The organism is Paraburkholderia sp. GAS206C (assembly GCF_050435645.1).
In the GTDB taxonomy this organism is placed as follows: Bacteria; Pseudomonadota; Gammaproteobacteria; order Burkholderiales; family Burkholderiaceae; genus Paraburkholderia; species Paraburkholderia phenazinium_B.
Window position 1 is genome coordinate 299,110 of sequence record NZ_JBNDKR010000011.1, and the last position, 25,887, is coordinate 324,996.

15 protein-coding genes are annotated in these 25,887 nt (G+C 63.0%); 7 read left to right on the forward strand and 8 right to left on the reverse strand.

Annotated elements, in window-relative coordinates:
* Window positions 1-79 precede the first annotated feature (79 nt).
* Window positions 80-2,218, reverse strand: a complete 2,139-nt coding sequence (locus tag P3T20_RS29765; protein WP_074268159.1) for a hybrid sensor histidine kinase/response regulator — start codon at window positions 2,216-2,218, stop codon at window positions 80-82.
* Between the two features lie 261 nt (window positions 2,219-2,479).
* Between P3T20_RS29765 and P3T20_RS29770 the strand changes: the two genes are divergently transcribed.
* The 7 genes from P3T20_RS29770 to P3T20_RS29800 all read left to right on the forward strand — a co-directional run bounded on the left by P3T20_RS29770 (window position 2,480) and on the right by P3T20_RS29800 (window position 12,538).
* On the forward strand, window positions 2,480-3,709 hold the full coding sequence (locus P3T20_RS29770; protein WP_074268160.1) for a DUF2252 domain-containing protein: 1,230 nt from the start codon (window positions 2,480-2,482) through the stop codon (window positions 3,707-3,709).
* 67 nt (window positions 3,710-3,776) lie between these two features.
* A complete protein-coding gene (locus P3T20_RS29775; RefSeq protein WP_429288633.1) occupies window positions 3,777-4,598 on the forward strand; it encodes a YkgJ family cysteine cluster protein in 822 nt (273 codons plus the stop codon).
* Between the two features lie 563 nt (window positions 4,599-5,161).
* Window positions 5,162-7,798 carry a type VI secretion system Vgr family protein gene (locus tag P3T20_RS29780; protein ID WP_429288634.1) on the forward strand — a complete coding sequence of 879 codons (2,637 nt, stop codon included), beginning with the start codon at window positions 5,162-5,164 and terminating at the stop codon, window positions 7,796-7,798.
* A 2-nt stretch (window positions 7,799-7,800) separates the two neighbouring features.
* Window positions 7,801-9,717, forward strand: a complete 1,917-nt coding sequence (locus P3T20_RS29785; RefSeq protein ID WP_429288635.1) for a phospholipase D-like domain-containing protein — start codon at window positions 7,801-7,803, stop codon at window positions 9,715-9,717.
* A gap of 78 nt (window positions 9,718-9,795) precedes the next feature.
* The gene (locus P3T20_RS29790; RefSeq protein WP_429288680.1) at window positions 9,796-11,001 is read left to right on the forward strand and encodes an SEL1-like repeat protein; all 1,206 of its coding nucleotides are present in this window, start codon (window positions 9,796-9,798) and stop codon (window positions 10,999-11,001) included.
* 34 nt (window positions 11,002-11,035) lie between these two features.
* Window positions 11,036-11,284: a hypothetical protein gene (locus P3T20_RS29795; protein WP_429288636.1), complete on the forward strand. Its 249-nt coding sequence runs from the start codon at window positions 11,036-11,038 to the stop codon at window positions 11,282-11,284.
* A gap of 3 nt (window positions 11,285-11,287) precedes the next feature.
* Window positions 11,288-12,538, forward strand: a complete 1,251-nt coding sequence (locus P3T20_RS29800) for an SEL1-like repeat protein (protein WP_429288637.1) — start codon at window positions 11,288-11,290, stop codon at window positions 12,536-12,538.
* A 195-nt stretch (window positions 12,539-12,733) separates the two neighbouring features.
* Here the strand turns inward: P3T20_RS29800 and P3T20_RS29805 are convergent, their stop codons facing one another.
* The 7 genes from P3T20_RS29805 to bcsD form a co-directional block, all read right to left on the reverse strand.
* The gene (locus P3T20_RS29805) at window positions 12,734-17,503 is read right to left on the reverse strand and encodes a cellulose synthase subunit BcsC-related outer membrane protein (protein WP_429288638.1); all 4,770 of its coding nucleotides are present in this window, start codon (window positions 17,501-17,503) and stop codon (window positions 12,734-12,736) included.
* The gene (gene bcsZ / locus P3T20_RS29810; protein ID WP_429288639.1) at window positions 17,494-18,681 is read right to left on the reverse strand and encodes a cellulose synthase complex periplasmic endoglucanase BcsZ; all 1,188 of its coding nucleotides are present in this window, start codon (window positions 18,679-18,681) and stop codon (window positions 17,494-17,496) included. Before bcsZ ends, P3T20_RS29805 begins: the two co-directional genes overlap by 10 nt.
* Window position 18,682: 1 nt before the next feature.
* Window positions 18,683-21,145 carry a cellulose biosynthesis cyclic di-GMP-binding regulatory protein BcsB gene (gene bcsB, locus P3T20_RS29815; RefSeq protein WP_429288640.1) on the reverse strand — a complete coding sequence of 821 codons (2,463 nt, stop codon included), beginning with the start codon at window positions 21,143-21,145 and terminating at the stop codon, window positions 18,683-18,685.
* A 57-nt stretch (window positions 21,146-21,202) separates the two neighbouring features.
* Window positions 21,203-23,407 carry a UDP-forming cellulose synthase catalytic subunit gene (bcsA, locus tag P3T20_RS29820; RefSeq protein WP_429288641.1) on the reverse strand — a complete coding sequence of 735 codons (2,205 nt, stop codon included), beginning with the start codon at window positions 23,405-23,407 and terminating at the stop codon, window positions 21,203-21,205.
* Window positions 23,404-24,192 carry a cellulose biosynthesis protein BcsQ gene (gene bcsQ, locus P3T20_RS29825; RefSeq protein WP_074268171.1) on the reverse strand — a complete coding sequence of 263 codons (789 nt, stop codon included), beginning with the start codon at window positions 24,190-24,192 and terminating at the stop codon, window positions 23,404-23,406. Before bcsQ ends, bcsA begins: the two co-directional genes overlap by 4 nt.
* Window positions 24,189-25,163 (reverse strand): cellulose biosynthesis protein BcsP, encoded by a 975-nt coding sequence (gene bcsP / locus P3T20_RS29830; RefSeq protein WP_429288642.1) that lies wholly within the window; start codon window positions 25,161-25,163, stop codon window positions 24,189-24,191. Before bcsP ends, bcsQ begins: the two co-directional genes overlap by 4 nt.
* A 91-nt stretch (window positions 25,164-25,254) precedes the next feature.
* Window positions 25,255-25,710, reverse strand: a complete 456-nt coding sequence (gene bcsD / locus P3T20_RS29835) for a cellulose biosynthesis protein BcsD (protein ID WP_429288643.1) — start codon at window positions 25,708-25,710, stop codon at window positions 25,255-25,257.
* Window positions 25,711-25,887: the final 177 nt, after the last annotated feature.

Here is a 25,887-nt window from a genome sequence, read left to right on the forward strand (position 1 = left end):
TGTCGCTTTGAGTGCTTTGCCCGGGCCGCCCCGGTTTGCTTCGCATTGGTCTGCTGCGCCGCGCAGGAGCGCAGTCTTCCTACGTTGCCGGCTCGGCGTGCGCGGTGCACGCAGCCAGTTCACGCCGCAACAGTTCGATATCTACGGGCTTGGCGAGCATTCGTGCGCCGGGTATCGCCTGACCGATTTCAGCACTTTCGCCGTAGCCCGACATTAGCAGAATCCGCAGGTCCGGCTGCGCACTTCGCAGCGCTCGCGCCAGCGTGTCCCCGGATAGTCCCGGCAGGCTGATGTCGCTCAAGAGGATATCGTATCGTTGCGTCGATGCAAGCTTGAGGGCTTCTTCGGCGTTGGCCACCGCAGTGTATTGCAGTCCGAACGATTCGAGCAGCTCACCCATCGCTTCACGCGAAGGCAGATCGTCTTCGACCAGTAGTACACAGGGCGACGCCACAGCATACGGTGTGTCTGTCACGGCATTTGCAAGCTTCGCGCGGTGCGCATTCAGCACGCCGCGCACCTTGCTGGCAAGGTCGTCGCGCCGATACGGCTTGCTCAGCAGCGTCACGCCGGCGTCTAGCTTGCCGTGGTGAAAGATTTCGTCGCGCGTGTAGCCGGAGGTGAAGAGTACTGGAATGGCAGGCGAGCGCAACGCGGCGCGCTGCGCCAGCTCGACGCTTTTGACGGTGCCGGGCATCACTACGTCGGTAAAGAGCAGATCGATCTGCAGGTCGCTGTCGACGAATTCGAGCGCCGCGTCGCCGTCTGCGGCGGTCAATACCTTGTAGCCGAGTTGCATCAGCATTTCGACCGCGGTCAGGCGCACCTCGGCGTCGTCTTCGACCACGAGAATCGTCTCGCGCCCGCCGACCGGCGCCTCGTTCTGCTCTGCGATCTCGGCGGTCTCGGCTTCGCGGCAGCGCGGGAAAAAGAGCTGCACCGTGGTGCCTTTGCCGACCACGCTGTCGATCACGGTGTGGCCGCCGCTTTGCTTGACGAAGCCGAACACCATGCTGAGGCCCAGACCGGTGCCGTGCCCATTGGGCTTGGTTGTGAAAAACGGTTCGACTGCACGCGTGAGCACTTCGGCGGGCATGCCGATGCCGGTGTCGGCGATCGAAAATACCAGGTACTCCCCAGCAGTCAGATCGGCGTAGCCTGGATCGTCGCGCTCGGCGACAACGAGATTCTCGGCGCGAATCGTGAGCGTGCCTTCGCCATGCATGGCATCGCGGCTGTTGATCGACAGATTGAGCAGGGCATTTTCAAGCTGGTTGCGATCGGCCAGCACGTTCCACAGATCGGGGCCGAGCACGGTGTCGACCCGGATCGTTTCGCCGAGCGCGCGGTGCAGCATCTCGCTCATGCCGTCGAGCAGCCGCCGCGGATTCAGTACTGCGGGGGAGAGTGGCTGGCGGCGTGCGAAGGCAAGCAGATGAGCGGCCAGTTGCGCGCCTCGTTTGACGGCTTGCGTGGCGGCGGCGATACGGCGCTGGCTGGCCGGATGGTCGCTCGCGTCGGCGGCCAGCATCTGCAGGTTGCCGTTGATCACTTGCAGCACGTTGTTGAAGTCGTGCGCGACGCCGCCCGTGAGGCTGCCGATTGCCTCCATCTTCTGAGCCTGGCGCAATTGCTCTTCGGCCAGCGCTCGCGCGGCGACAGCGTCGGTGACGCGTTGCTCGAGCGTCTCGGTGAGCAGGCGCAGCGCAGTTTCGGCGTGCTGCCGCGAGCGTTCGGTGAGCACGCGCCCCGTTGTTTCCACGACCACGGCGATCACGCCCGCCGGCGCACCGCTGTCGTCGGCCACCGGGCTGTAGTACAGATCCATCCATACGTCTTCGGGCTGGCCGTTGCGTAGCAGCACGAGTTCCTTGTCCACGTACGACAGCGTGCCGCCCGCGAGACAGGTGGCCATCACATTGCGGTTGAACGACGCCACTTCCGGCCAGCCCAGCTCGACGGGACAGCCGAGCAGGTAGGGATGACGACCGCCGGCGAACACCGCGTAGGCATCGTTGTAGACCATGTAGCCCTGCTTGCCCCATAACATCACGATCGGCAACGGCGAGCCAAGTACAAATTGCACGGCAGCGACGAGACTTTGCTGCCACTGGTCGATGGGACCCAGTTCGGTTGCCGTCCAGTCGAATCCGCGGATCCGTTCGGCCATTTCCCCTTTCCAGCCGGGGCAGCCATGGTCGTCTGCCGTGAGTGGCATTGTTCTGCTCCACAGTTGTCACATAGATGCGCGCGTTCACACCAGCAGGTGCCGCGTCGCGGGTTCGGCGGACTGGATCGGGGCACTTGCCAGGCGAGTGCATCCAGAATGCGGGTAGCAATCCGCGTTCCCGAAATGTTCCCGAAAGGCTGCGTGCGGCGGCAGCCCTGACAGGAGCACCTCGTCGGGTTGTTCGCGCGGTCGCGCTGTGGCATGGTGGACGACTGACAAATCGATCGACAGCCTCTGGACGTCTCCACAATGCCAAAGAAAAATCCCGCCCGCGCTGCGCTTCCCAAGCCCGATGCCCGAATGGAACTGCTGGCCGCCCGCCGCAACGCCAAAATGGCGCGTTCAGCCGACGCCTATGTGCGAGGCAGCACCAGCAAGTTTTACGAGTGGCTCGACGGCATGGAAAGTGACGCGTTGCCTCAAGGCCCTGCCGTGTGGATCTGCGGTGATTGCCACGCCGGCAATATCGGGCCGGTGGCGAATGCGCAGGGCCGTGTGGAAATCCAGATTCGCGATCTGGATCAGACGGTAATCGGCAATCCGGCACACGATCTGATCCGGCTCGGCTTGTCGCTCGCAACGGCAGCACGCGGCTCGGATCTGTCCGGCGTCATTACCGTACGCATGATGGAAGCGCTCGCGGACGGTTACGAACGCGCCTTCGACGACGCCTCGGATCACACGGACATCCAGGCCGAAAAACCCGAGGCGGTGCGGGTGGTCATGAGGGAAGCGCTGCGTCGCTCGTGGCAGCACCTCGCCGAAGAGCGCATCGAAGATGTCGAGCCGGAAATTCCACTCGGCAAGCGTTTCTGGCCGCTGTCGAAAAGCGAGCGCAGCGAGATTGCGGCGCTGTTCGAAAAGCGCACGCTTGCGCGTCTGGCCACAGAGTTACGTTCGGAGAACGAAGCGGCGAAAGTCACCGTGCTCGATGCAGCCTATTGGGTCAAGGGCTGCAGTTCGCTAGGGCGTTTGCGTTATGCCGTGCTGCTCGACGTCGACGGTGCCTCGATCGACGGTGACGATCTTTGCCTGATCGACATCAAGGAGGCGGCGCAAGCGGCGGCGCCACGCTACGCCGGCGCGCGCATGCCACGTGACAATGCGCAGCGGGTGGTGGAGGGCGCACGCCATCTCGCGCCGTTTCTTGGCGACCGGATGCGCGCTGCTCGTCTCGCCGAGCGAGCGGTGGTGATTCGTGAACTGTTGCCGCAAGACATGAAGCTTACGATTGAACAACTGACGCGCGATGAAGCGATGAAGGCGGCACGCTTTCTCGCGCTTGTTGTCGGCAAGGCCCATGCGAGCCAGATGGACGACACGGAGCGCAAGGCGTGGCTGGGTGAACTGCGGCGCAGCCGCAGCAAAACCATCGATGCGCCGCCGTGGCTCTGGAAGAGTATTGTGGAACTGATGAGCGGTCACGAGGCGGGCTATCTTGAACACTGCCGGCGTTACTCGCTCGAAGCCGGCGCGTGATAGAGTGCGGCCAGCCTGCCGCCGGCCGGCCCCGCAACGCGCGATGGAACGCTGATTGAGCATGAGCATGGATATCGATTTCGAATGCACGATGTGCGGCAAGTGCTGCCACGATCTGCGTTTGCCGTTGACAGTCGCAGAAGCACTCGCCTGGCTTGGGCGCGGTAACGAAGTGCAGATTCTCTGCGAGGCTTTGCCCTGGCCCGAAGAGCCCGCCGCGGACAATCTGCAGGCGGCTCATAAACGCCGCCGTTCGTTTGCGGCCATGAGCGGCAGCTTGCCCACGCGGATCGTGGTGATCCTGACTGGCGCGTTTGCCGGGCCGTGTCCGAACCTGCAGGCTGATATGCGCTGCGGTATCTATGAGGAGCGGCCGTTGGTCTGCCGCATCTATCCGGCTGAAATCAATCCGTTTATCCAGTTGGAGCCGGCGGCCAAGGGCTGTCCGCCGGAGGCGTGGACGCCTGGGCTTGCGCCGCTGATGCGTGGGGGGCAACTGGTGGATGCGACGACGGTTGAACTGATTCAGCAATCGCGGGCGGCCGATGCTCGGGATGCGGTGGCGAAGCAAAGGCTGTGTGCGTTGCTTGGTGTCGATGTGGCTGCGTTGGCTAATGAGGGGTTTGTGGTGCATACGCCGAAGCGTGAGGCGTTGCTTGCGGCGCTTGAGCGGGTGGGGGCGCAGGCGGATGGTTTGGGTGTTGCGCAGGGCGTGGAGGCAGTTGCTGCTGAGTCGGAGTCTGGCGCGTTGCCGAGTTGGCGATTTGTGTCGAATCGCCGGGCAACCGTAAACACGCTTGAGTCGGTGGGGGCGCTCAGTGCCTGGGTTGATGCCGATCGTCCGGAGGCCTTTGAATATCTCGGCTTTTTTCCCGCGGCCACTGCTTAGCGAGCGTTCTGCCCGCGCGGAGGACGCAGAGCGTTAAGTGTTCTGCGTCAGGTACTTGCGGCGCGTTCAGACGGGTTGTCCACAGCCTTATGAACGGTTTCTGTGGACAAGTTTTTCTGAAGGTATAGCAGTCGAGCAGGCATCCGGTCTGTTTGAGTTTGGCGACCTGGTTGTAGGCGCAGAGATCTGTTCTGGCAACAGACTCAGGAAGCCGGGCCACCGGCGCGTATCGGTCATGCTGATGACCCCTCTGCTTTGTCTTCGAAGCTAAGCATTTTTTCGAGCTTGAGTCCCCCTCGTTTCATTCCCCGGTTTTCCTCCCTTTTTTAGGATGACAAACCGTTTTACCATGCCGGACGTTGCTCGTCGTTCGCCGCACATTTATCCGGAAGGGTGTCTTTCCGAGGCCCCGTTTTGTCGAACATTAGCGCGTTTGATTTTCAGAACGCGCTAAAGATCGCATTGGCACTTACTGGTATGGGCGGTTTCCAGATGAGTCCGATCGCCGGGTGTGCAGCGGCCGGCGCAGCGCGGAACAACAACAAGAAAACAGGGACTCGTGTATGGCGGAATTCGATCCGGTTGCAAACCTGCTAACAGGACGGCAGGCGTATTTCCTCGATGTACCTGGCACGGACAGCGCAGCTGCGCTCTCGGTCGTATCGTTCGAAGCGACCGAAAAGATGGGCGAGCCCACCGAGGTGCGCATCGTGCTGACCCATCCGTTGCAGCTTGCGCGCGCTGATTACCTGAACCTCGATGCGAGGTTCTCTATCGTGCCTGACGATGAGTCGCCACGCAAATTCTCGGGCTTCATCGCGCGCTTCTCCACGATCCAGACCACGAAGGACCATGTCAAGTACGAGGTCGTGCTGAAGTCGCATCTGGCGCGGCTGGAGACCGTGACCCGCAGGAAAGTCTTCCAGCATGCCAGCACGCCCGACATTATCGCGGCGATCCTGCGCAGCCATGGGCTCAGGGAGCACCAGTTTTCATTCCGGTTGCGCGGGCAATACCGCAAGCATCTGTTCCGCATGCAGCACCAGATGAGCGACAGTGCCTATATCCACATGCTGGCGGAAAAGGCCGGAATCTACTACTTCATTGTGGAGACGGAATACGGCGATCAGGTGGTCTTTGGAGACGACGTAGACCATTACATTTACGACGAGCCGCAACGGATTGTGCCGTACCGCGAGGCGGCGGGACTTGAAGCGGGCGGCGTCGAGGCAGTGACGGCGATCAAAACCCATACCGAGACGGTGCCGCAATCGTTCGTCGTAGCGGATTACAACCCGGCCCAGGCTTGGGAGCGATTCAGGGATGAAGCCAACGTCGCGCCGCAAGACGAAACTACCTACGGTCAGACGTATATCTACGGCACGCACCACCTCGACCAGGCAGGCGCGAAGTGGGAGGCGCAGCTTCGGCACGAAGCGGCCATTGCCTGGCAGGTCGTGTATGAGGGCGAGAGCAACGTGCTGGCTTTGCAGTGCGCGAGCGTGCTTGAGATGGACACCACCTTGCCCGATGCGCCGAAAGGCCAGGTGATTGTCGAGGTGACGCACAGCGGCGCACGCGACAAGCCCTATGCGAATAGCTACAAGGCGATTCCTGCCGACCGCCGTTTCCGTCTCAGACTCGAACCGGAAACCTGGGCCAAAGTGACCGGCACCCTTTCAGCGCGCGTCACCAGCCCGGACTCCTACAAATATGCCTACATAACCGCAAGCGGACACTATACGGTTCGCTTCGATGCGGACTTCGAAACGTGGCCCAATGGCGGCGAGAGCGTACCGCTACGCCTGGCGAAGCCGTTCGCCGGAAAGTTGCAGACCGGTTTCCACTTCCCCGCGATGGACGATGCCGAAGCCGTGATCGTTTGTCGTGACGGCGACCCGGACAAGCCCGAAATCGTCGCCTTCCATCACCACAGCCAGGCCCGCGACCTCGTCACGAACGACCGTCGATGGCTCTCGCGCAACATGATCCGCACGCAATCGAATAACAAGTTGCGTATGGAGGACTGGGCAGGCCAGGAAGGCATCAAGGTCAGCACGGAACACTCGGGCAAGTCGCAACTGAATCTCGGCTATCTCGTCAACAGCAGGCTGGAGTACCGGGGCGAAGGCTACGAGCTTAGGACTGCGGGCTGGGGGGCGCTTCGCGCGGGCAAGGGGGTAATGGTCACGACCTACGACCGCCCCGGCGCGACCGGCAGGCAGCTCGACATGCAGGAGACCATCGCCCAGCTTGAGAGCGCGTTGGCGACGGCGAAGGCGTTGGCGGCATCGGCCAGCAGCGCCAAGGCCGAGCCTGCCGATACTGATGCGCAGCAGCAGATGAGGGAGGATCTGGATGGCCTGAAGAAGCCGGGGCTGCTCATGAGTACACCCGCTTCGGCGGCGCTCGTGGCGGCCCAGGACGTGCAGTTTGCGGCGCAGGGCGACATCTCGGCGGTTGCCGGGAAGAACGTCGACTGGAGCGTGCTCAAACGCTTTACGGTGGCGGCGGGCGAAAAGCTGTCTCTGTTCGCGCAGAAACTTGGCATCAGGATTTTTGCAGCCAAAGGTCCGGTCGAAATTCAGGCGCAGACCGATGCCATGTCGCTGATCGCGGACCAGGATCTGACGGTGTCGAGCGTCAACGGCACGGTGCGCATCTGTGCGAAGAAGGAACTGACGCTTGAGTCGGGTGGCGCGTTCATCCAGATGAAGGACGGCAGCATCACGCTCGGTGGCCCGTTCGACCTGTTCATCAAGACGATCACGGTGCAGAAGCAGGGTAAGGCGACACTGAACATGCCGCTGGACCTGAACCACCCAGCGCTCGCCGGCATGCCGACCACGCCATTGACGTTCTACGCGGGTGCGTCGCCGGCCTCTCGCGCGGCGATTCCCGCGAACATGCCGTACAGCCTGTTCGCGGGCGGTACGCTGGTCAAGCAGAGCGTCATGGACGAAACCGGTCTGCTTCAGGTCGAACACCACCCCACCACTCAGCAATACACGCTCAAGCTTGCCAATGGCGCGAGCTACACGATTCCCGTGGCCGATCAATATCGGGGCAACGCGGATAACGGTGCGCTTGCCAATGAGGGTTTTCACTTCTACGAGGGGCAAAGCCGTACGAATGCTGGCGCGGTTGATCGCGCCCAACACCGCGCCGACTATGACGAACTGCTTGATACGGACGCCTGACCATGACCCAGCAACCACCGATTACCGTACCCATCGCGCTGTCGTGCACGCGGAGCGCGGTGATAACCCTGCCGTGGTTCGTGCAGAAGACGGAATATCGCCCAAAGGCTGCCAACTACACGCCGCTTGTGAACGGCCAAGAGGCGTTCGGAGCACTCTATGACGCCATTGACAAGGCGACGCGTACCATTGATTACATCTGCTGGGGTTTCCAGCCGTCGATGTATTTCAAACGGGACGGTGGCAAATCGCTGCGTATTGGCGATCTGCTCATCAGGAAGGCCAAAGCGGGTGTCAAGGTTCGCATCCTGTGCTGGCTCGATTCCGCCTGGGTCGCGCAGATCGGCGAACAGGAGGTACCGGGGTGGACCGAGGGTGCGCGGTTCATGACACAGAACGAGGATGCATATCAGATCGCCTACGACCGGAACTGGTATCACAATGCCCGGTTGCCGGCAGGCGGCAAACCTTCGGGTGCAGCGCCTGCCGGATCGCAGATGTATACCGCACTCAGACAGGACCCGTACCAGATGTTCGGTTCGCAGTCCTTCAGGGATATCGGCATCGAACTGGTGACGCGTGACTTCTCGCTGCATGACCGCGAGGAGATCATGTATCGGGAAAAACTCATGCGGGGAAGCGGCGATGGCCCAACATCCGGGACTATTGGTGCATACGGTGCGGAACCCTCCCATCACCAGAAAATGGTGCTGATCGACTATGAAGCGCCGGAAGTTGCTGTGGGCTTCGTGATGGGACATAACACGCTGGATGCCTATTGGGACGATGACCGTCACAGCTACGCGAAGAAAGCGCCGGGCCAGGGGCGCAATGGTGATACACCACGGCAGGATATGTCGGCCATCGTCGCGGGGCCGATTCTCGAACATCTGAACGACAATTTCTGCTGGGCGTGGCAACGTGATGCGAAGGAAGACCTGCTCGCAAAGCGTAGTGGATTTGCGGCGCAGTTAGAACCGCGCGACAGGATCGGTACACGCGTCATGGCGCAGATCAGCCGCACGCAGTCGCAGGAAGGTGTGCGTAACATCAGGGCGCTTTACCTTCAGGCGGTCAATAACGCAACGAAATTCATCTATATCGAGAACCAGTACTTCCGCTGGCCGGCTCTTGCGGAAAAGATCAAGAGCGCGGTACAGGCGCAGATCTGCGCCGGACGTGATCCTGCAAAGCCGGTTCATCTTTTTGTTGTGACCAACGCGAACAGGGACGGTATCGGGCAGGGGCCTGGAACGACCTATGACATGCTCAATAGTCTTGGCCGCGCGGACACCATTCCGGTCATCGCGAAGGAAGAGCGCAGTGACGCGCTCGGCTCCGCATTGCAGGATGTCCGGAAAGAGGTTACGGCGGCGAACACGCAGATGCGCAACGCGAGCAGCCCGCGGGAACGGGCCGACGCACAACGCGCGATTGACGCAGCGCAAGCCGGGCAGGCGAAGCTGCAACAGCAGTATGACGACAACCTCAACGCAGGTAAGGAGGTTCTGCCGCAGCCGATTCCGGGTCTCAAGGTTCACGTCTGTTCGCTGGTCGCGCCCGACTCGCCGCCTGGTAGTGCGTGGACGCCAGTTTACGTTCACAGCAAGATCATGATCGTTGACGACGTGTTTCTCACGCATGGTTCGGCCAACATCAACCGGCGCAGCATGGAGGTGGATAGCGAGCTAAACATCTGCCACGAACGGATGGACGTGACGCAGCCGCTGCGAAGGCACCTGTGGAATATCCATACCAAGGGGCTTCAAGGCGCGGTATCGGACTCAATTGAAACGGCTGCTCAGGGTTGGGAGTACATCATCAGTCGGAATGCAAGGCGAGAGAAAAGCGGTGATGTACCGCTTGCGTCACTTGTCGGTTTCATGTGGACGGGCAAGAGCCGTTTGCGGCTGGACTGAACGATGAAGAAACGAAGCACATCAATTGCGACCTGTCTGGCGCTTGCGCTCAGCGCCTGTTCGAACAAGGATAATCCGATGCCCACTCAAGCCGAATGGAGCGCCGTGCGCGCGAAACTGGCCTTTACCTGTGCCCACGAGGCGGACCACCTTCCGCCTCTCGATCCGCGGGCTGATACGCTGTTCAAATATGCCCTGTTCCTCGAAAAGAAACCCGGCCCGAAAGACTACGATGCGGCCGCCCGCTATTACCGGATTGCCGCCGCGTATGGTCATTACAAGGCCAACCACAACCTGCAACTGCTAGTGTCCACCGGACAGGCATCGTCGCCCCACGCGGCCACGGAAACGATTGACCTGGCCGAACAGTTGATTGCTGCGGGTATCCCGGGCGGCTACTACGACATGGGCCACTACCTCGAACTCGGCTATGGAGTGAAGCAGGACGAGAGGAAGGCGAGGATCTATTTCCGCAAGGCCGCAGATCTCGGTAGCCCCGAAGGGCAATACTATGTCGGCGACCTGCTTTCCCCAAAGGATCGCGCGCCGGACATTTCGCGGCAGATGATGGAATGTGCGATCGATCAGGGATATGGCGTGGCTGGCAGCTATCTGGGTATCGACCTGATGGACAGCAAATTCTACGCAGAAGCAATCAAAGTGTTCCAGAAGGGGGCACAGGCGGGCGACGTCCAATCGGCATTTGTTCTGCAATACGGCTTCAATACCAGTGATCCGTCGAATATCGCTTCTTACATTGGGGAGTCCAAGGACGCCGAACGCTCGCGTCGTTATGAGCTGATCTGGAAGTTCCTGGACAGTCACGACGGTCTCAATCCGAAGGTGCCGGACATCGACCGGATCGTGCCGCTGCCTCCCGCGAAGCTACCGGAGTGGGATGGTACGTTCCAGTGGCAGAAGGAGCAGGACGCCGCCCAGCCACCGCAGAAGCCTGCCGAGTCGCTGGTTACAAAGCTGGCCCGTGAGAAAAACCTCGACCCTGCGACGGGCCTGCCTCTCACGCCGGCAAAAAAGGACAACCGTTTGCCGCTTGGCGCCACGGCTCGCACCAACGAGTTCTGCCCGCAGGATGGCGTCTGGTGCGCGAAACAATGGGCGGGTCTCAGTCCGGACGCGACACAGCGTATCGGCAAGGGAGAAATCATGCCGCGCCTCACCATAACCCAGCCGCGTGCCATACCGGGACTCGACGCGTTGCTTGGGATGCGCCAGCACCATACCGATGTGACGTGGAGCCTGGTTGCCTACAGCGACGAGGCGTAGGACACCCGGTTCGACCAACGTCAACCGGTGCAGCATGGAGGTGGACAGCGAACCGAACATCTGGCATGAGCGCATGGATGTGACGCAGCCGTTGCGCAGGCACTTGTGGAATATCCATATCAATAGCATTGAAGACGGCGCGTCGGACGACCCGAAGCGCGCGGCCCCGGCGTGGGAGTACGTCATCAGTCGGAACGCCGGAAAGCAGAAAAGCGGTGAGACGCCGCTTGTGTCGCACGTCGGCTTAATGTGGACGGCCGCGAGCCATTTGCGGTTGGACTGAACGATGAAGAAACGAAGCACATCAATTGCGATCTGTCTGGCGCTTGCGCTCAGCGCCTGTTCGAACAAGGATAATCCGATGCCCACGCAAGCCGAATGGAGCGCCGTGCGCGCGAAACTGGCCTTCACCTGCGTCCACGAGGTGGACCACCTGCCGCCGCTCAACCTGCAGGCTGATACGCTGTTCAAATATGCCCTGTTCCTCGAAAAGAAACCCGGCCCGAAAGACTACGATGCGGCCGCCCGCTATTATCGGATTGCCGCGGCATATGGTCATTACAAGGCTAACCACAACCTGCAACTGCTGGTCTCCACCGGGCAGGCATCGTCTCCCCACGCGGCCACGGAAACGGTTGACCTGGCCGAACAGTTGATCGCTGCGGGCATCCCTGGTGGCTACTACGACATGGGTCACTACCTCGAACTCGGTTACGGCGTGAAGCAGGACGAGAGGACGGCGCGGATTTATTCCCGCAAGGCTGCGGACCTGGGAAGTCCGGAAGGGCAGTATTACGTGGGTGATTTACTTTCGGGCAAAGATCGCGCTCCGGAAACTTCACGGCAGATGATGGAGTGCGCAACTGACCAGGGATACGGAAAGGCAGCTAGTTATCTCGCTGTAGACCTGATGACAGATAACCAATACTCACAGGCTGTCCAAGCATTTCAAAAGGGTGTGGTAGCGGGTGATGCGCAATCGGCGTCGTTTCTGCAATACGGCTTCGACGCAAAGCCATCGGATAAGCTGTACTTCATCGGGGAGAATCAAGACCCTGAGCGTTCACGCCGGTACGGACTGATCTGGAAGTTCCTCAACGACCACGATGGCCTCAATCCGAAGATCCCGGACATTGACCAGATCGTGCCGCTGCCGCCCGCGAAGCTGCCGGCGTGGGACAGCACGTTCCAGTGGCAGAAGGAGCAGGACGCCGCGAACCCACCGCAGAGACCCGAGGAGAAGCTTGTTGAGCGTCTTGCGCGTGAGAAGAACCTGGACCCCGCAACAGGGCTTCCTGTAGCTCCCGCCAAAAGCGCGAAGGATGAGCGCGCGCCTTTGGGTACTGTCGCGCGTACGGGTGAAGTCTGCCCACGGAGTGGTGTGTGGTGCGGCAAGCATTGGGCTTCGGTCCGCTACGACGCGACGCGGAGCCTTCTGCCGCCTGAGGGGAATCCTGAGAACCGGCGCGACAGCCCTGTTTTTCTTTTCTCCCGTTCTACTGGGGGCAACGGTTTTGCTCAAGGAGGAATTGTTTGATGAGCATACCGACCAGGTGAAAGAAGTCACGCACTCTCCGCTAACTGTAGCTGGCGCAACGTTTCCGGCCGGTACCCCCGCTTGGTATGAGCAGACGGGTGGCATGTTCGACCGACATCTGCTATCCGGCCGGCACATGCGACGTCCGTCACGGGAAATCCATATCCCCCCCGTCACCCATCGCCACTTCATCTGCTAGTTAGACAACGAAACATAAGGCGAAGTCAAAGGCGTCGGCGGGAAAGGTTGCAGCCCCATCTGCTTGGTAAAGCTATAACGCACGTAGACCGCCCCCAGCCATTCACGATACTGATACGCATTGCCAAGCGACGCCGTAGCACCCACCGCGAGTTGCGGTGCGAGTTGATATTCGCCCACCGCGCTAAACGAATAGGCAACGCCCGTCTTGCTCTGGGCCGGATAGATGGCCCCCGAATCCGGTGCCGTGCCTGCCGTAATCAGTGCGCTTCTCAACGCGGCGGAAGTATTGTCGCCAAGAGGGAAGTAGTCCGATGCATCCTGGCGGTAGTGCTGAACACCAATCGACCCCTTCACGTCATAAGTAAAGGGACCATTGCGCCCAGTCCATTCCACAGGCAGGTTCAAAATCACATATTGCTGTGGACTGAAGTAACCGCCCTGGCCGTACGTAAAGTAGGAGAGGTTCCGGTTATAGCCCATTAGCGTCGTATTCAGGCCGATCGTGAGCGTCTGGTCCGCGTCTTTCAGCAAACGCGTGTAAACGCCCCCGCCACCTTTGATGGCGCTATTGGCCGCGACGTTGTAGCCGTCTAGAAACTGATACTCCGCGTTTGCATATAGACCGCTCGTGCCGTCATCCCAGGCAAGCGTCGCGAGCGCTCCACTGGAAGTCACGCCCCCCCATTCCAGGTTTCCAAGCTGATCGCGTGTGCCGGCGTATGACAGCAGGCTGTCGGTGACAGCACGCCGGGCGACAGCGAGCGAATACGATACCTTGTCGGTTACGGTGCTGTTGTATTGCAGGCCACCAACGATATTGGTCTCGCGAAAGCCAAGAGGGGTTACGCCAACGTCACCGTTCAGGCTGCTGCTCTCATAGCCGAGAGAGAGGCCTACGCCGTTTGCAGTCTGCGAACCGTATTCGCTGGAATTGCTAGCGATGCCCGAACCGAAGCGTGAGAGCGTCGTTGCCGCGTTGTCCGCCGTCCCAGCATCCAGAGTCACCGGCGTCGCTGTAACGACGATATGACCGTTGCCTGCCTGAATGCGTCCCTGTACCGGCGCTTCGATATCGGTCACGTCCGACAGACCGTTTTCGCCTGCACGATTGCGGAACACAATTCCGCCGGAAACCGTACTCGTCTGCTCTCGATTGACCTGCGCCAGTTCCTCTGCAACACCAAGCGTTTGCGAATTGGCAGCATTGACCGGCGATGGCGCATAGCTGCCGCCGCTAGCCGGCGCAGCTTGCGCAGCGGGAGCCTGCGGATAATACGGCTGCGCATAACCCGCCGGCGGTTGCGGAATATACGGCTGCTGCTGCGCGTAGGCTCCCTGATTCGCATAGGGCTGCTGAGGATACGCCGGTTGCCCATACCCCTGCTGCGGATACGGCTGCGGCGCATACCCTTGCTGTTGTTGCGGGTAAGGCTGCGTATATCCCTGCTGTTGCGGATACGGTTGCGGACCGTAATACGGCTGCTGCCCATAACCCTGTTGCTGACCATACGGCGCTTGCGCGTACGCCTGTCCCGCGCCGTTCGCCTTGCGCGTGGTGGCCTGATTGCGGGCCGTCTTCTGCTTCTTGCTAGACTTGCTCTGATTCGCAGGAAGCGGCGCATAGCCGCCCTGAGTCTGCTGTGCCGCTACATTGGCCTGCGCCTCGCGTGCCGCAGGCGACATCGGCCACGGCGTCGACACGTAGGGCGCAGGCGCCCCATACGGGGTCGCCGCTTGCGCAGGATAAGGCGCGTTATACGGCAGCGGCGCCTGTTGCATTGGCGCCTGTCCCTGGCCCGGATACGGTTGCAAGGGCACGGCGCCGGGTGCGCCCGCCTGGGACGAACCGGAGTCATCGGGACCGTAGCCGCCCGCTGCGTTACTCGAACTCGGCGCACTGGACGGCGCGCCATAAGGCGTCGTGTACGGGACCACAGGCGCGACAGGCGCCGTGGGCGCCACATAGGGCGCTACGTACGGTGCGGGCTGTGAAGGCGGCGGATAGGTCGGCACGGTCTGCGTCTGATAGGAAGACTGCGAATACGGGGACGCGCTGGGCGCGGCATACGCCGGTGCCCGTGCGCCGACGTTGAAGCCAGCACCTGCGCTGGAGGTACCACTCGAGCCGGCGGCATCGGCCGGCACATCGACGGCGGTTTTTCCTTCGAACGGATTGGTGCCGGGCAGCGGCGTCGCGCCGATCCGGCGCATGGCCACTTCCCAGCCGCGCGGCACATTGCTCGCCGAGCCGGCGCGCGGCGCGGCCAAACCCACGGGTGTGTTGGCCGCGACCAGCGAGCGTTGCAGATACGTGGCCGCAAGCGTCAGCTTGCCCTCGGCGCGATACATGCGGCCAACGGCTGCCAGCACGCCGGGGTCGTCCGGCGCAGCATTCAGTGCCTGGGTGGCAAGCGTCTCTGCATAACGGAAATCCTTCGCGCCTGTAGCGGCAGGGATGGCCGCCAGCATCAGGCTCAGATCATCGGGGCGGCGCGTGAGTGCCACACGGTAACTGGCGAGCGCATTTCGGTCATCGCCTGCCGACCCATAAAGGCGTCCAAGCGCAGCCTGCAGATCCGGATTGTCAGGCATCGCCGCGAGCCACGGCGCGATCACGTCGTAAGCGCTTGCGAGGTCGCCACGCTGCCGCACGGCATCGCATTGCCGTACGACGATCGTCAGATTCAGGTTGCCGAAATCGGTGCGTTGCTGCGGCGTCAACTGCATCCCGGCGAGCTGGCGCATCACCGTGCCCAGTTCGGCATCCTGATGAGTCGCGAGCAGGATGCCGGCGTATTGCAACAGCAGATCCGTATTGCCGGGCGCGGCGCTCATGGCGCTGCGCACGAGCCACAGCGCGCGGTTCGAATCGCCTGCCTGCTGATAGGCCGACGCCACCACGCCGATCAGTTCCGGATTGCCGGCTGCCACGGGTTCCGCGGCGGCGAGTGTCGCGAAGGCCTGCTGGGTCTGGCCGTGCTTCGCCATCTGGATCGCGAGGCTCGCCTGTTGATGTACCCACAGGCGGTGCTGCAACGTCGTCATGGCGTCGGTGCGCTGGGCCGGCGGAATCCGGTCCAGTTGCGAGAGGCCGGTGGACCAGTCCTCGGTTTCCGCCGACAGCAACGCACTCGCATAGAGCGCATCGGTCATGTCGGGATGGGCTGCGAGAAGTCCGTCCATCATGCTGCGTGCGTTGCCGATCGCACCCTGGCGCACGTAAATGCGCGCGAGGTCGAGGCGCATCCACGGATCGTCAGGATTGCTGAGCAGCGCGTCTTCGAACAGGCTGCGAGCCGCGCCCAGATCGCCGCGCGCTTCAGCGGCGCGCGCCTGGGCGGCCTGCGCTTCGCCGCGCAGCCGATCGATACCGCCTGCCTTCGATTGCTGTTCGGCATTGAGCTGATTGGCAAACTGCAGCGCTTCGTCGCCGCGTCCTTGCGCAGCAAGTGCGCCGACGAGGCCGCGAATCGCGTCGGGGTTGTCCGCCTGGCGACGCAACGCCATCCGGTATGCCTGTTCCGCACCGGCCGGATCGCCGTTGTTCAGCAGCATTTCGCCGAGCAGCACCTGCGCAGTGACATCGGACGGGTTGATCGCAATGGCGCGCTCGAATAGCGACTTGGCCTTGGCGAATTCCCCGTTGCTGCGGGCGCCGATCGCGTCGCTGGTATAGGTCCAGTAGGTCGCGCTCAGCAACGCGTCTTTCCAGCGTGCCGGGTTGCCGCTGCGCGAGGCCCGCTCCAGGTCGTCGCGCGCCTCGGAGAAGTGTTCCTGCTTGAGTGCGGCAATACCCATGCCGCCGAGCGCGTCGCTATCGCTCGGACTACTCGCCAGCACTGAGGAGAATTTGGCGCGCGCCGTGGTAAGGTCGCTGCGGTCGAGCGCAGCGAAGCCTTCGGCGATCGTGCGGCCGCGTGCATCGACGGCAGCGTTCTGCTGGGCGCGTGCGCGCGCCGCGCTGTCCTGTTGCACCATCGAATCGAAGCGCGCCTTGACTGCGGCATCATCGGGTGTAAGTTGCAGGTAACTCTGATAGAGCGGGGCGTCGGGGGCGCGTGCATCGAGCCATAGCAACGCTTGCCGCCAGCTCTTGCGTGCGGCCGGACCCACCGTGTTGTCACCGGAGAGCTTCTCGAGCTGGCCGATACCTTCCCGACGCGTGACGTCGCGATACGTCAGATGCTGGGCGTATGCGAGCGCGTAGCGCGGATCGTCCGGATTCTGTTGTGCGAGCTGCTGCAGTCCGCGGCGTGCCTGGTCCCAGCCCTGCGGCGTGGCCGCGAGTGCCTGGTAGTACTCGAGCTGCAACTCGGGCGTAGCGGGTTTGCCTTGCAGCGCGCGCTGATATTCCTGCACGGCGCTTGCCGCCTGGCCGCTTTGCTGCAGGCGCCGTGCGTCGTTGACGGTCTGGTCGCGCACGCTGCTTTCGCCAAGGCGCCGGCCGAGATCGTCGATGGTCGGATAGTTCGGCGCGACTGCCCGCAGGCGCGCCAGATATTGCTGCGCGCCGCTGCCGTCCTTGCGGTCGGCGAGCACCATGCCCATGCCGAACAGGGCGTCGGGCTGCTTGGGATCGATGCGCAGCACTTTCTGCCACGCCTGCTCGGCGAGGTCGCCGCGGTGGTGCGCTTGCCAGTACTTGCCCTGATCGATCAGCACGTTGAGCGGATCAGACGAAGCCTGAGCAAAAGCGGTGGTGGGCAACGTCGCCGCAGCGACGCTAGCGAGGCTCAGCGCCAGCGCGAGGGCGCTCAATCGCATGCGTTTCTCCAACTCGGCACGAGGCGGCCGGCATCGTCGAAGCGATAGCGGCCATCGATGAATCCGGTGCCGAACAAGCCCAGCACACGATCGTAATAGACTGGTTCGTGACCTGCGACGGGGTTGTCGAGCGCAGCCAGGTGGGTACGTGCGAGTCCGAGACCGCGCTCGTCGCCGAGCGCCTTGAAATAAGGCGCAAGTGCGCCCCAATAGCTGAGCGGTCCTTCGCCGCTGGCGCTGCCGGTGGTTGCCGCGACCTTCTCGGGCGGGAAGCCCGCCTGGGCGACCTGATTGCGCATGCCGCCGAGGGCGGCGAGCCAGGGCTTGGCGAGCGGATCGGCAGAAGCCGTCATGCCGGCCCAGAGATACACGCGGATCGCGTCGTAGCTGCCGGTGTCGCCGTTCTTCGGATCGACCACGAACTGGCCGGCGCGCCATGCCGCCCAGTCGGGCACGAAACCTTGCGGCGACGTTGTTTTGACGAGCTGGTACGCGTTGTCGGCGAGTTTGTTCCACGGGCCGCCCGGCTGCGCTTTGGCGAGCGCACGCAGCACGGGCAACGGCAGGTAGCTGGGATTCAGGCGTGTCACGCCGCCGGCCTGAAAGCCCTGCGGGCCGGGCAGCAGCATGGGACCGAGGCCGGGCAGGCTGGTCACCTCCTTGCTCACGATCTGCGCGGCGAGTGCTTCGCCGAGTTTCGTATAGTCCGTGTCGCGCCACAAACGGCCCGCTTGCAGCAGATCGTAGGCGATCCACAGATCGGAGTCCGAAGCAGAATTCGGATCGAGCACGCCGAACGAGCCATCCGGCTTCCTGCCCCATTGCCATGCCGGCAGACGCAGGTTCTGCGCGTCGAACTGGTTGCCGGCGAGGTTGGTGCGAGTCCAGTCGAGCAGCCGGTCGAAGGTGGCGCGATCGTTCGCGACCAGCGCGAAGAACATGCCGTACGACTGGCCTTCGGACGTGGTTTGCTGGGTCGGCGTCGAATAGTCGATCACGCGCCCGTCGGCCTGCACGAAGTGCTCGACGAAGGTGCGATACGCTGGCCAGTCGCACTGCGCGGAAGTCGAAGCCGGGGCCGTAGCCGCGGCGGCCGCAGTCGGGACGGCCGCTGACGTCATGGACGCAACGAGACCGAATGCAAGTGCCACGGGCGCCGTGTTGAGTTTGACCGCCATATCAATCCTTCAGGCGGCGCGCGGCGATCGAGCGCAGCGCACGGTAGAACAGCGCGGCGATGATCAGCGCGGCGAGGACGCCGCCGAGCAGCAGCAGGAGCGGGTGCGACGACAGCGCCCAGCGCATATATTCCTGCGGCGACAGATGGCCGATGTAGTAAGCCACGCCGTTCGAGGTGATCGTGACGCTGCGGCCATGGATCACGGCCATCGCGCCCTGGATCTGCGGCAACACGTCGGCGTCGAGCAGGGCCGAGCTCAGGTCCGCATCCGACTGGCCCGCGGCGCTGACAAACGCGACGGCGCTACGGTCCTTCTGCAACGGCGATTCGAAGCCGGTCAGCAGGGCCGCGCCGTTCGAGCTGACGAGCGACAGGTCCGCACGCGCCGGCGCGCGTTCCACGCCGCGTTCGCCATGCCACCAGTCTTCCAGCTTGAAGACGATGTCGGAGAGCTCGAACGTGCGCGAGTCGCCATCGCTCGAGAACGGCATCGATTTGGCCCAGCGCTGCAATAGCGGCTGACGGTCGGGAGAGCCGAAAATCAGCAGGTCCTTGTTGGCGTTCTGGTCGACCTGGTCGGCGCTCGTGACGGTCACGCCCGTAGAGGGGTAGCCGGTCGAGGCACCCATGCGGCCCATCTCGAGCAGGTACAGGCTGTAGTCGCTCGAGTCGGCATCGTTTGGCAAGACCACGGCGGTTTCGGAGAGGTCGGCCATCCGCGTGAACGGGAAGCCGCTGTTTGCGAACGCGGCCAGATCGGGCAACGCCATGTAATGCGGGAACGACGACAGGTCGATGCTCGAGTTCGGATCGATCGAGCCCACCACGTTGTCGAGCAAGCGGCCGTGACATTCGCCGGTGTTCGGAATGTCGTAGTAGAAATGAAGCCGCAACTGTGCCCGCGGCGTCAGCAGCAGCGGCGGAATATAGACAGTGCGCCGCGCGTCAGCGGTGTTATCCGGCAGGATGTTGTTGAAATAGTGGCCGAGCTCGAACACCGAGGCGGGCCGCGCCGGAATCGGCAGCGCCTGTACGAAGCCGTCGTTGATGCTGATGTTCAGCGACGAGCGGTCCGGCGTCGGCCGCACGGTATAGCGGTAGCGCAAGTCGATCGGGGCGCCCTTGGTGTGCCACATGAACAGATCGGGCGGCACGCGCAGGTTGACGCGCACGGCGTCGGCATCGTAGCCGGAGACGGTCAGGTCGCGGGCATCGGCCAGTTCGCCAAAACGTACCGGCCGGTTGGTGGGCAGCCAGTTCGGCGCGTCGTACGGAGCGCGTGGGGCGAGTTCGTTCAGTTGTGTGATCGTCGCGCTTTCGCCCGAGAGCACGCTCTGGCCGACACCGAGTGCTTTCGCGGCGGTTTTCAGTTCGGCTTCGTTACGCCCGAGCACCAGCAGCAGTTTGCCGCGCGCTGGAGCTTCGCGGTCCACCACCGCAATGGTCGGTCCGGAGATCGCGGGAATCGTCACGCCGGCGGGCCGTTGGTCGGCAGTGGCGAATATCACGGCATTGCCCGACAGCGGCACTTCGTCGACCTGGGCAGGGAACAGCGCGCCGCGATAGCCAGCCAGCGCACCGAACCACGACGCCACGATACCCGCCGCTTCCAGCGTTTCGGCGCCAGGCTTGGCCGGGAACACGAACGGCAGCTCGAGGCGCCGCACATCGCGGCGATCGAAGAACGGCTGCGGCAGCGCTGCGAGATCGGGCTTGCTGGTGAGCGACGCGTAGGTCAGGTCGAGCGAGCTCGCATTGCTGACGGTGGCCCACAGCGACGAGTTCGCCGGGTCCTCGCACCGTTCGGTGTAGTGGCCGATCAACTGCACGTTGAGGTGGTTGAACTCGGTGATGAAGCGCGGATCGATCGACACGTCGCGCGCCACCAGCAGGCCGGCCTGCTCGTGCGGCACCGGCAGCGTTGCCGCGACTTCGCCGTTGATCAGCACCTTCAGTTGCGAGATGCTCGGCAGCAGAGCCGGCGAGTAGCTGTAGATCAGATGCAGGATCGCGCCGGTCACCACTTCGTCGTTACGCACCGAGAAGGCGATACCGTTCTGGCCTTCGGTGCCGCGCAACTGCAGCGGATCGAGCGCGCCGAAGTCGGCAAAGGTGAGCGTCTGGCGACGTCCGCCCGATACCAGCGTGCCGGGTTCCGCGGTGGTCGGCGTCTTGATGCCGAGCGCTTTCACCGAGGACGCCGCGAGCGCCGGAGTCGGCGTTGCCAGTGCGGGCTGGGTGATCGCATTCGGATCGAGCGGTACTGCGGCGCTTGGCGCGGGCACGTTTCCCACGCCAGTGGCGTCGGGCGTGCCGGGCGGCGCGGTGGCGCCATGCGGCGCACCGGCGACGAGCTCCGCAGCCGACGCCAGCGGCACCGCGAACGCGGTCTGAAAAGCCAGCCATAAGGCAAGTCCGCGAACGAGGCGGCTAGAGCGCAAGCGCAATGCCCATCCTGTCATGCCGTGCTCGCCTTGCAAGTTTTGTTGGTATGTCCGCGCAATCCCATGGCCCATAAGTCAGTCTTTTTCCAGCTTTTTGACATCGATAGGGCGGCTACGCATCGAGCCGCGCAGATCTTCATAGAGGTGTTCGAACAGGCCGGCGATGCCGCGTACGCCGACCAGCAGGACGTGTGAGAGTCCGCGCAACGGGGTGTCCGTTGGACGGCCTTCGGCCCAGCCCATCCAGGCATCGGCGCGCGCGAACGTCGACTTCACGAACTCGTATTCCTGCTCGCGCGACATGGCATCGAAGCGCAAGCCGACCCGTCCGGGTGCCGTGAAGCCGACCGTGGCCGGGAACGCGTATTCCTCATCGCCGCGGAACAGCGACACGGTGACGCGCTCGTGCATTGGCACCTGGATGCCGTTCGGCAGCTCGACGCCGACGCCGCCTTCGGAGTAGTCGATAGTCTGGCAAGCCAGCGTGCGGCCGGTCGAAAACTTCAGCATCACCGGCATCTTCATGGCGACGCGGTGCACGGCGCGAATCTGCCGGCGCTCGCTTGCCGCGGCCACGCTCGCGCCGAGGATCAGCATGTTATAGCCGGTCCATCCCAGATTGAGCACGGTGGTTTTGACTTCGCTGGACACGTCCCACCGCAGGTAGATATGCACGAGTCCGACGATAAAGCCGAGCAGGTTCAACAGCAGCAGGAACAGGTAGGGACGCGAGATCGCCCAGTCGAAATAGTTCTTTTCGATCTGGCCGCCCTTGGCCGTCACGTTGAATTTGCCGAGCTTCGGGTTGATCAGCGCGAGCAGCGTTGGCGCGGTGATGTACGAGGCCAGCACCGATTCATAGACTTCCGCCCAGAACGAATGGCGGAACAGACGCTGCATGCGCGAGTTGGTGATACTCGCATGCATCATGTGCGGCAGCGCGTAGATTGCGATCGTGCCGGCCGCGGCTTCGATCACGTGGGCGCCGAAGAACAGGAACGACAGCGGTGCAGTCAGGAACACGAGGCGCGGCACACCGTAGAAGAAGTGCATCATCGCGTTCAGGTAGCACAGCCGCTGGCCGATTTTCAGGCCTTTGCCGGTCAACGGATTGTCGATCCGGAAGATCTGCGTCATGCCGCGCGCCCAGCGGATCCGCTGGCCGATGTGGCCCGAGAGACTTTCGGTGGCGAGCCCCGCCGCCTGGGCAATCGCCAGATACGCGGTGGTGTAGCCGAGGCGGTGCAGCTTCAACGCAGTGTGCGCATCTTCCGTAACGGTCTCGACTGCGATGCCGCCGATCTCTTCCACCATCGAGCGGCGCAGCAACGCACACGAACCGCAGAAGAAGGTCGCGTTCCACAGGTCGTTGCCGTCCTGCACGAGGCCGTAGAACAGTTCACCTTCGTTCGGCACCTTGCGGAAAGTGCCGAGGTTGCGCTCGAACGGATCGGCCGAGAAGAAATGGTGCGGCGTCTGCAGCATCGACAGCAGCTTGTCGCGCAGGAACCAGCCGAGGCCGATCTGCAGGAACGAGCGGGTGGGGATGTGATCGCAGTCGAAGATCGCGAGGTACTCGCCGCTGGTGATCTTCAGTGCTTCGTTGATGTTGCCGGCCTTCGCGTGGCGGTTGTGCGTGCGGATCGTCCAGTGCACGCCGACTTCCTCGCAGAACGCCTTGAACTCGGGACGGCGGCCGTCGTCGAGTACGTGGATGGACAGCTTGTCGGCCGGATAGTCGAGCGCGAGCGCTGCGTAGATGGTCGGTTTGACGACCGACAGTGGCTCGTTGTACGTGGGGATGAACACGTCGACGGTCGGCCATGCGTTGCGGTCGGCCGGCAAGGGCATCGGCTCGCGCTTGAGCGGCCAGGCGGTCTGGAAGTAGCCGAGCATCATCACGATGGTCGAATAGACCTCGGCCGATACCAGCAGCAGACCCCAGACGGCGTCGAGCGGATGCTCCCAGTAGGTGGTGGCCGTCAGCCGCCAGAACATATAGCGGCCCGACGCGACCACCGACAGCATGATCATGACGAGCGTCGCATAGCGTCCCTGCAGTCGGCGAAACAGCAGCGCGCAGATAAAGCAGCAGGTCGCGAAGGTCAGTTGCTCGTAGAACGCCAGCGGCACGGTGAACACGAAGTACAGGATCACCAGCGCAAACAGCGTCAGGCAGACGGAGACGACCGTGCTGCCCCACAGGCGCGCGTCGACGATGCGCTCGAGCCGCGAAGGTGGCGCGGCGGTATCGATGCCCTCTGATTGCGGTGTGCTCATGCAACACTCCTCGGCGAAACAGCGATCGCGTCGATTCGCGACATCAGCCACTGGCCGCAGGAGCGAAAATCGACGGCTGCCTGGCTAAGCGGATCGTAGTGAATCAGCGTGGTGTCGCAGGCAAGCGACTCGCTGACGCCTTCGTCCTGATGGATGACTCCAGGGAAGAGCTTGTCGCCGAGCAGATGGCGCAGCACCTTGAGGACGTCTTTGGTCAACTGGCGCGACTGGTCGACCTGATTGATCACGTAGCCGACTCCGCCGAACTCCGGACGCGGCGAGGCATAGGTTTCGATCATCCGCTCCATCTGCGGAATCGCCGCGTAGGAGGCGGCGTCCGCTAGCACCACGTTCAGCGCGAAGGTCGCCGCGCACAGGGCTGTGCGCGTATACACCGACGAGCCTGGCGGTGTGTCGATGACCACGATGTCGGAGGCTTCGAGCCGTAGCGTGGCGAGCGCATGCGCGAGCCACAGCGGATCGTGATCGATGTGCGCTTCGAAGCGGCGGCGGTCGTCTTCGAGAACGGCGCCGTAGGGCAGCACCGTGACGCCATCGACGCCGTCGAACATGACGCTCTGCCACGCGTCGCCGCTCAGGGTGGCGCGCGAGAGGCCGTCGATGCTGTCGAGCGGCACACCGAAATGCAGGCGCAGCGCGTTTTGCGGGTCGAGGTCGAGCGCGATCACACGCCGGCCGCTGGTGGCGAGAACGGAAGCCAGGTTGGCAGCAAGGGTGGTCTTGCCGACCCCACCCTTCGCCGATACGACCGCAATGACTTTCATGAGCGACGTGGGCCGTTGGTCAGCCACGAGTGAGGAGCAGGCGTTGCCGCGGCGGGTGCCTCGCCGCGCAAACGATCGAATACTGAAGCGAGCGGTGCCGCTGTGTTTTGAGGCGCGGGTGTTGCGGTAGCTGAAGCCGGGTTGTGCGCGGCCGGCTTGAACAGCTTGCCGAGGATCGACCCAGGCTGTGCTGTGGCGACTGCCGGGGCGGGTGTGGGTGCGGGTGCCGCTACTGCTGCACGCGGCGTCCCGGCGGTAAAGCTGGACGAGGTGGTCGGGACGCGCGAGACACCGGCCCCCGCGAACTTTGCGGAAAACAGCGGCGCGGCGGGTGGTGCGAAGGCGCGCAGAGCGGGCGCAACCGACGACGGTTGCGAGGGAACAGCATGCGCAGTGGCCGGAGCCACTACCGGCGGCACGTTGCCCATATGAGCGATAGAAGCAAAACCGGGAGCTGTCGATGCCACGACCGGCGGGATGGGTGGGACCGTCGGAATCGACGCAGCCGGTGCAACGGCCGCGGCCGCTGCTACCGGCGCGGCGGTCTGGCTTGCGGCGACCTGCGGATCGGCAACCTGCGGCAACGCCGAAAAGCGTTCTGCACCGCGCGGTCCGTCCGCTTTCACGACATTGGCAACCGGCGGAATGTTGCGACGATGCGGCCGCGCAAACAACGGCGCCTTGCTGCGCATCAGTGCCGGCCCGGTCAGCGGCGTGTCGGCGGAGACGGATGCCTCGGGCTTGTCGTCTGCAGCGGCCTGCGCCTGGGCGGCGTCGTCGGCCTGTTTCGAAGCGGCATCGCGGCGTTGCACGATCGCCGGAATCGACGGTTGCGTCAGATCCAGCGTGACGAGCAGCGGCCAGCGCGTGCGCGCCGTGCTGGCCTCGTTCTCGCGACCGATCTCCTGATAGTCGCTGGCATTCCCGCCGAAATGCCCGAAGAGGGTTTCGATATCGCTCGAAGGACTCATGTCGCCGCCATGTTGTTCATGTCTGTCTTGTCTTGCGTTGCCCGTTTCCACTGGCCGTCACAGCCAGCAGAAGTCCATCCCCTGACTGGGCTCATGCCGGCTGGCGGCCAAGCCTGAATTCGATCGTTGCGTGCTCATCGAACTCGCTCGCTTGCGCGACCGACAGACCCTCTGCACCGAGTGCGCTGAGCCAGGTCTGATAGACGCCTTCGAGGAAGGCGGGCGTCCAGCCGAGCGCGGCGGAGCCGAAAGCATGCAACGGCGCGCACGAGTGAGCGATGCGCAGGTAATCCGGTTCGTCGGAAAGATCCACGTAACCCCAATCCGCTTCCTGCCAGCGCGCGTTGAACGCCTCGGCGAGATCGGCAGTCGAGCTGCAGGGCGGCAAGGGATGGGCCGCTGCAAAACGGCAACCGACGCGATACATCAACTGACGCAGTTCGCCTTGCCCGATCTGCGCTTCGAACTCTTCTGCCAATGCAGTGAGCAAGCCGCGCCATTGAGGGGAGATCTGGCGGTCGAGCAGGTAGTCGAGAATAGGGACCATGTTTTCCGAAAAGGATGACCGTCTGCTGTTTATCCGTCGTTAAAACGGGTGTCTGAAGCCGGACATCTGAAAGTGATTTTTGGTAAGGCGTGCGTGGCACGTGCCGACGGTTGTTTTTACCTGTGCTGCGTGCTGTATGTTGATCGGCGCCTCTTTATCTGCAGTCTACTTAAGAGA

What these genes read in the sequence shown, in the direction of transcription:
- P3T20_RS29765 (WP_074268159.1), bottom strand. Translation starts at nt 2,218, where the DNA reads ATGCCACTCACGGCAGACGACCATGGCTGCCCCGGCTGGAAAGGGGAA.
- P3T20_RS29770 (WP_074268160.1), top strand. Translation starts at nt 2,480, where the DNA reads ATGCCAAAGAAAAATCCCGCCCGCGCTGCGCTTCCCAAGCCCGATGCC.
- P3T20_RS29775 (WP_429288633.1), top strand. Translation starts at nt 3,777, where the DNA reads ATGGATATCGATTTCGAATGCACGATGTGCGGCAAGTGCTGCCACGAT.
- P3T20_RS29780 (WP_429288634.1), top strand. Translation starts at nt 5,162, where the DNA reads ATGGCGGAATTCGATCCGGTTGCAAACCTGCTAACAGGACGGCAGGCG.
- P3T20_RS29785 (WP_429288635.1), top strand. Translation starts at nt 7,801, where the DNA reads ATGACCCAGCAACCACCGATTACCGTACCCATCGCGCTGTCGTGCACG.
- P3T20_RS29790 (WP_429288680.1), top strand. Translation starts at nt 9,796, where the DNA reads ATGCCCACTCAAGCCGAATGGAGCGCCGTGCGCGCGAAACTGGCCTTT.
- P3T20_RS29795 (WP_429288636.1), top strand. Translation starts at nt 11,036, where the DNA reads ATGGAGGTGGACAGCGAACCGAACATCTGGCATGAGCGCATGGATGTG.
- P3T20_RS29800 (WP_429288637.1), top strand. Translation starts at nt 11,288, where the DNA reads ATGAAGAAACGAAGCACATCAATTGCGATCTGTCTGGCGCTTGCGCTC.
- P3T20_RS29805 (WP_429288638.1), bottom strand. Translation starts at nt 17,503, where the DNA reads ATGCGATTGAGCGCCCTCGCGCTGGCGCTGAGCCTCGCTAGCGTCGCT.
- bcsZ (WP_429288639.1), bottom strand. Translation starts at nt 18,681, where the DNA reads ATGGCGGTCAAACTCAACACGGCGCCCGTGGCACTTGCATTCGGTCTC.
- bcsB (WP_429288640.1), bottom strand. Translation starts at nt 21,145, where the DNA reads ATGACAGGATGGGCATTGCGCTTGCGCTCTAGCCGCCTCGTTCGCGGA.
- bcsA (WP_429288641.1), bottom strand. Translation starts at nt 23,407, where the DNA reads ATGAGCACACCGCAATCAGAGGGCATCGATACCGCCGCGCCACCTTCG.
- bcsQ (WP_074268171.1), bottom strand. Translation starts at nt 24,192, where the DNA reads ATGAAAGTCATTGCGGTCGTATCGGCGAAGGGTGGGGTCGGCAAGACC.
- bcsP (WP_429288642.1), bottom strand. Translation starts at nt 25,163, where the DNA reads ATGAGTCCTTCGAGCGATATCGAAACCCTCTTCGGGCATTTCGGCGGG.
- bcsD (WP_429288643.1), bottom strand. Translation starts at nt 25,710, where the DNA reads ATGGTCCCTATTCTCGACTACCTGCTCGACCGCCAGATCTCCCCTCAA.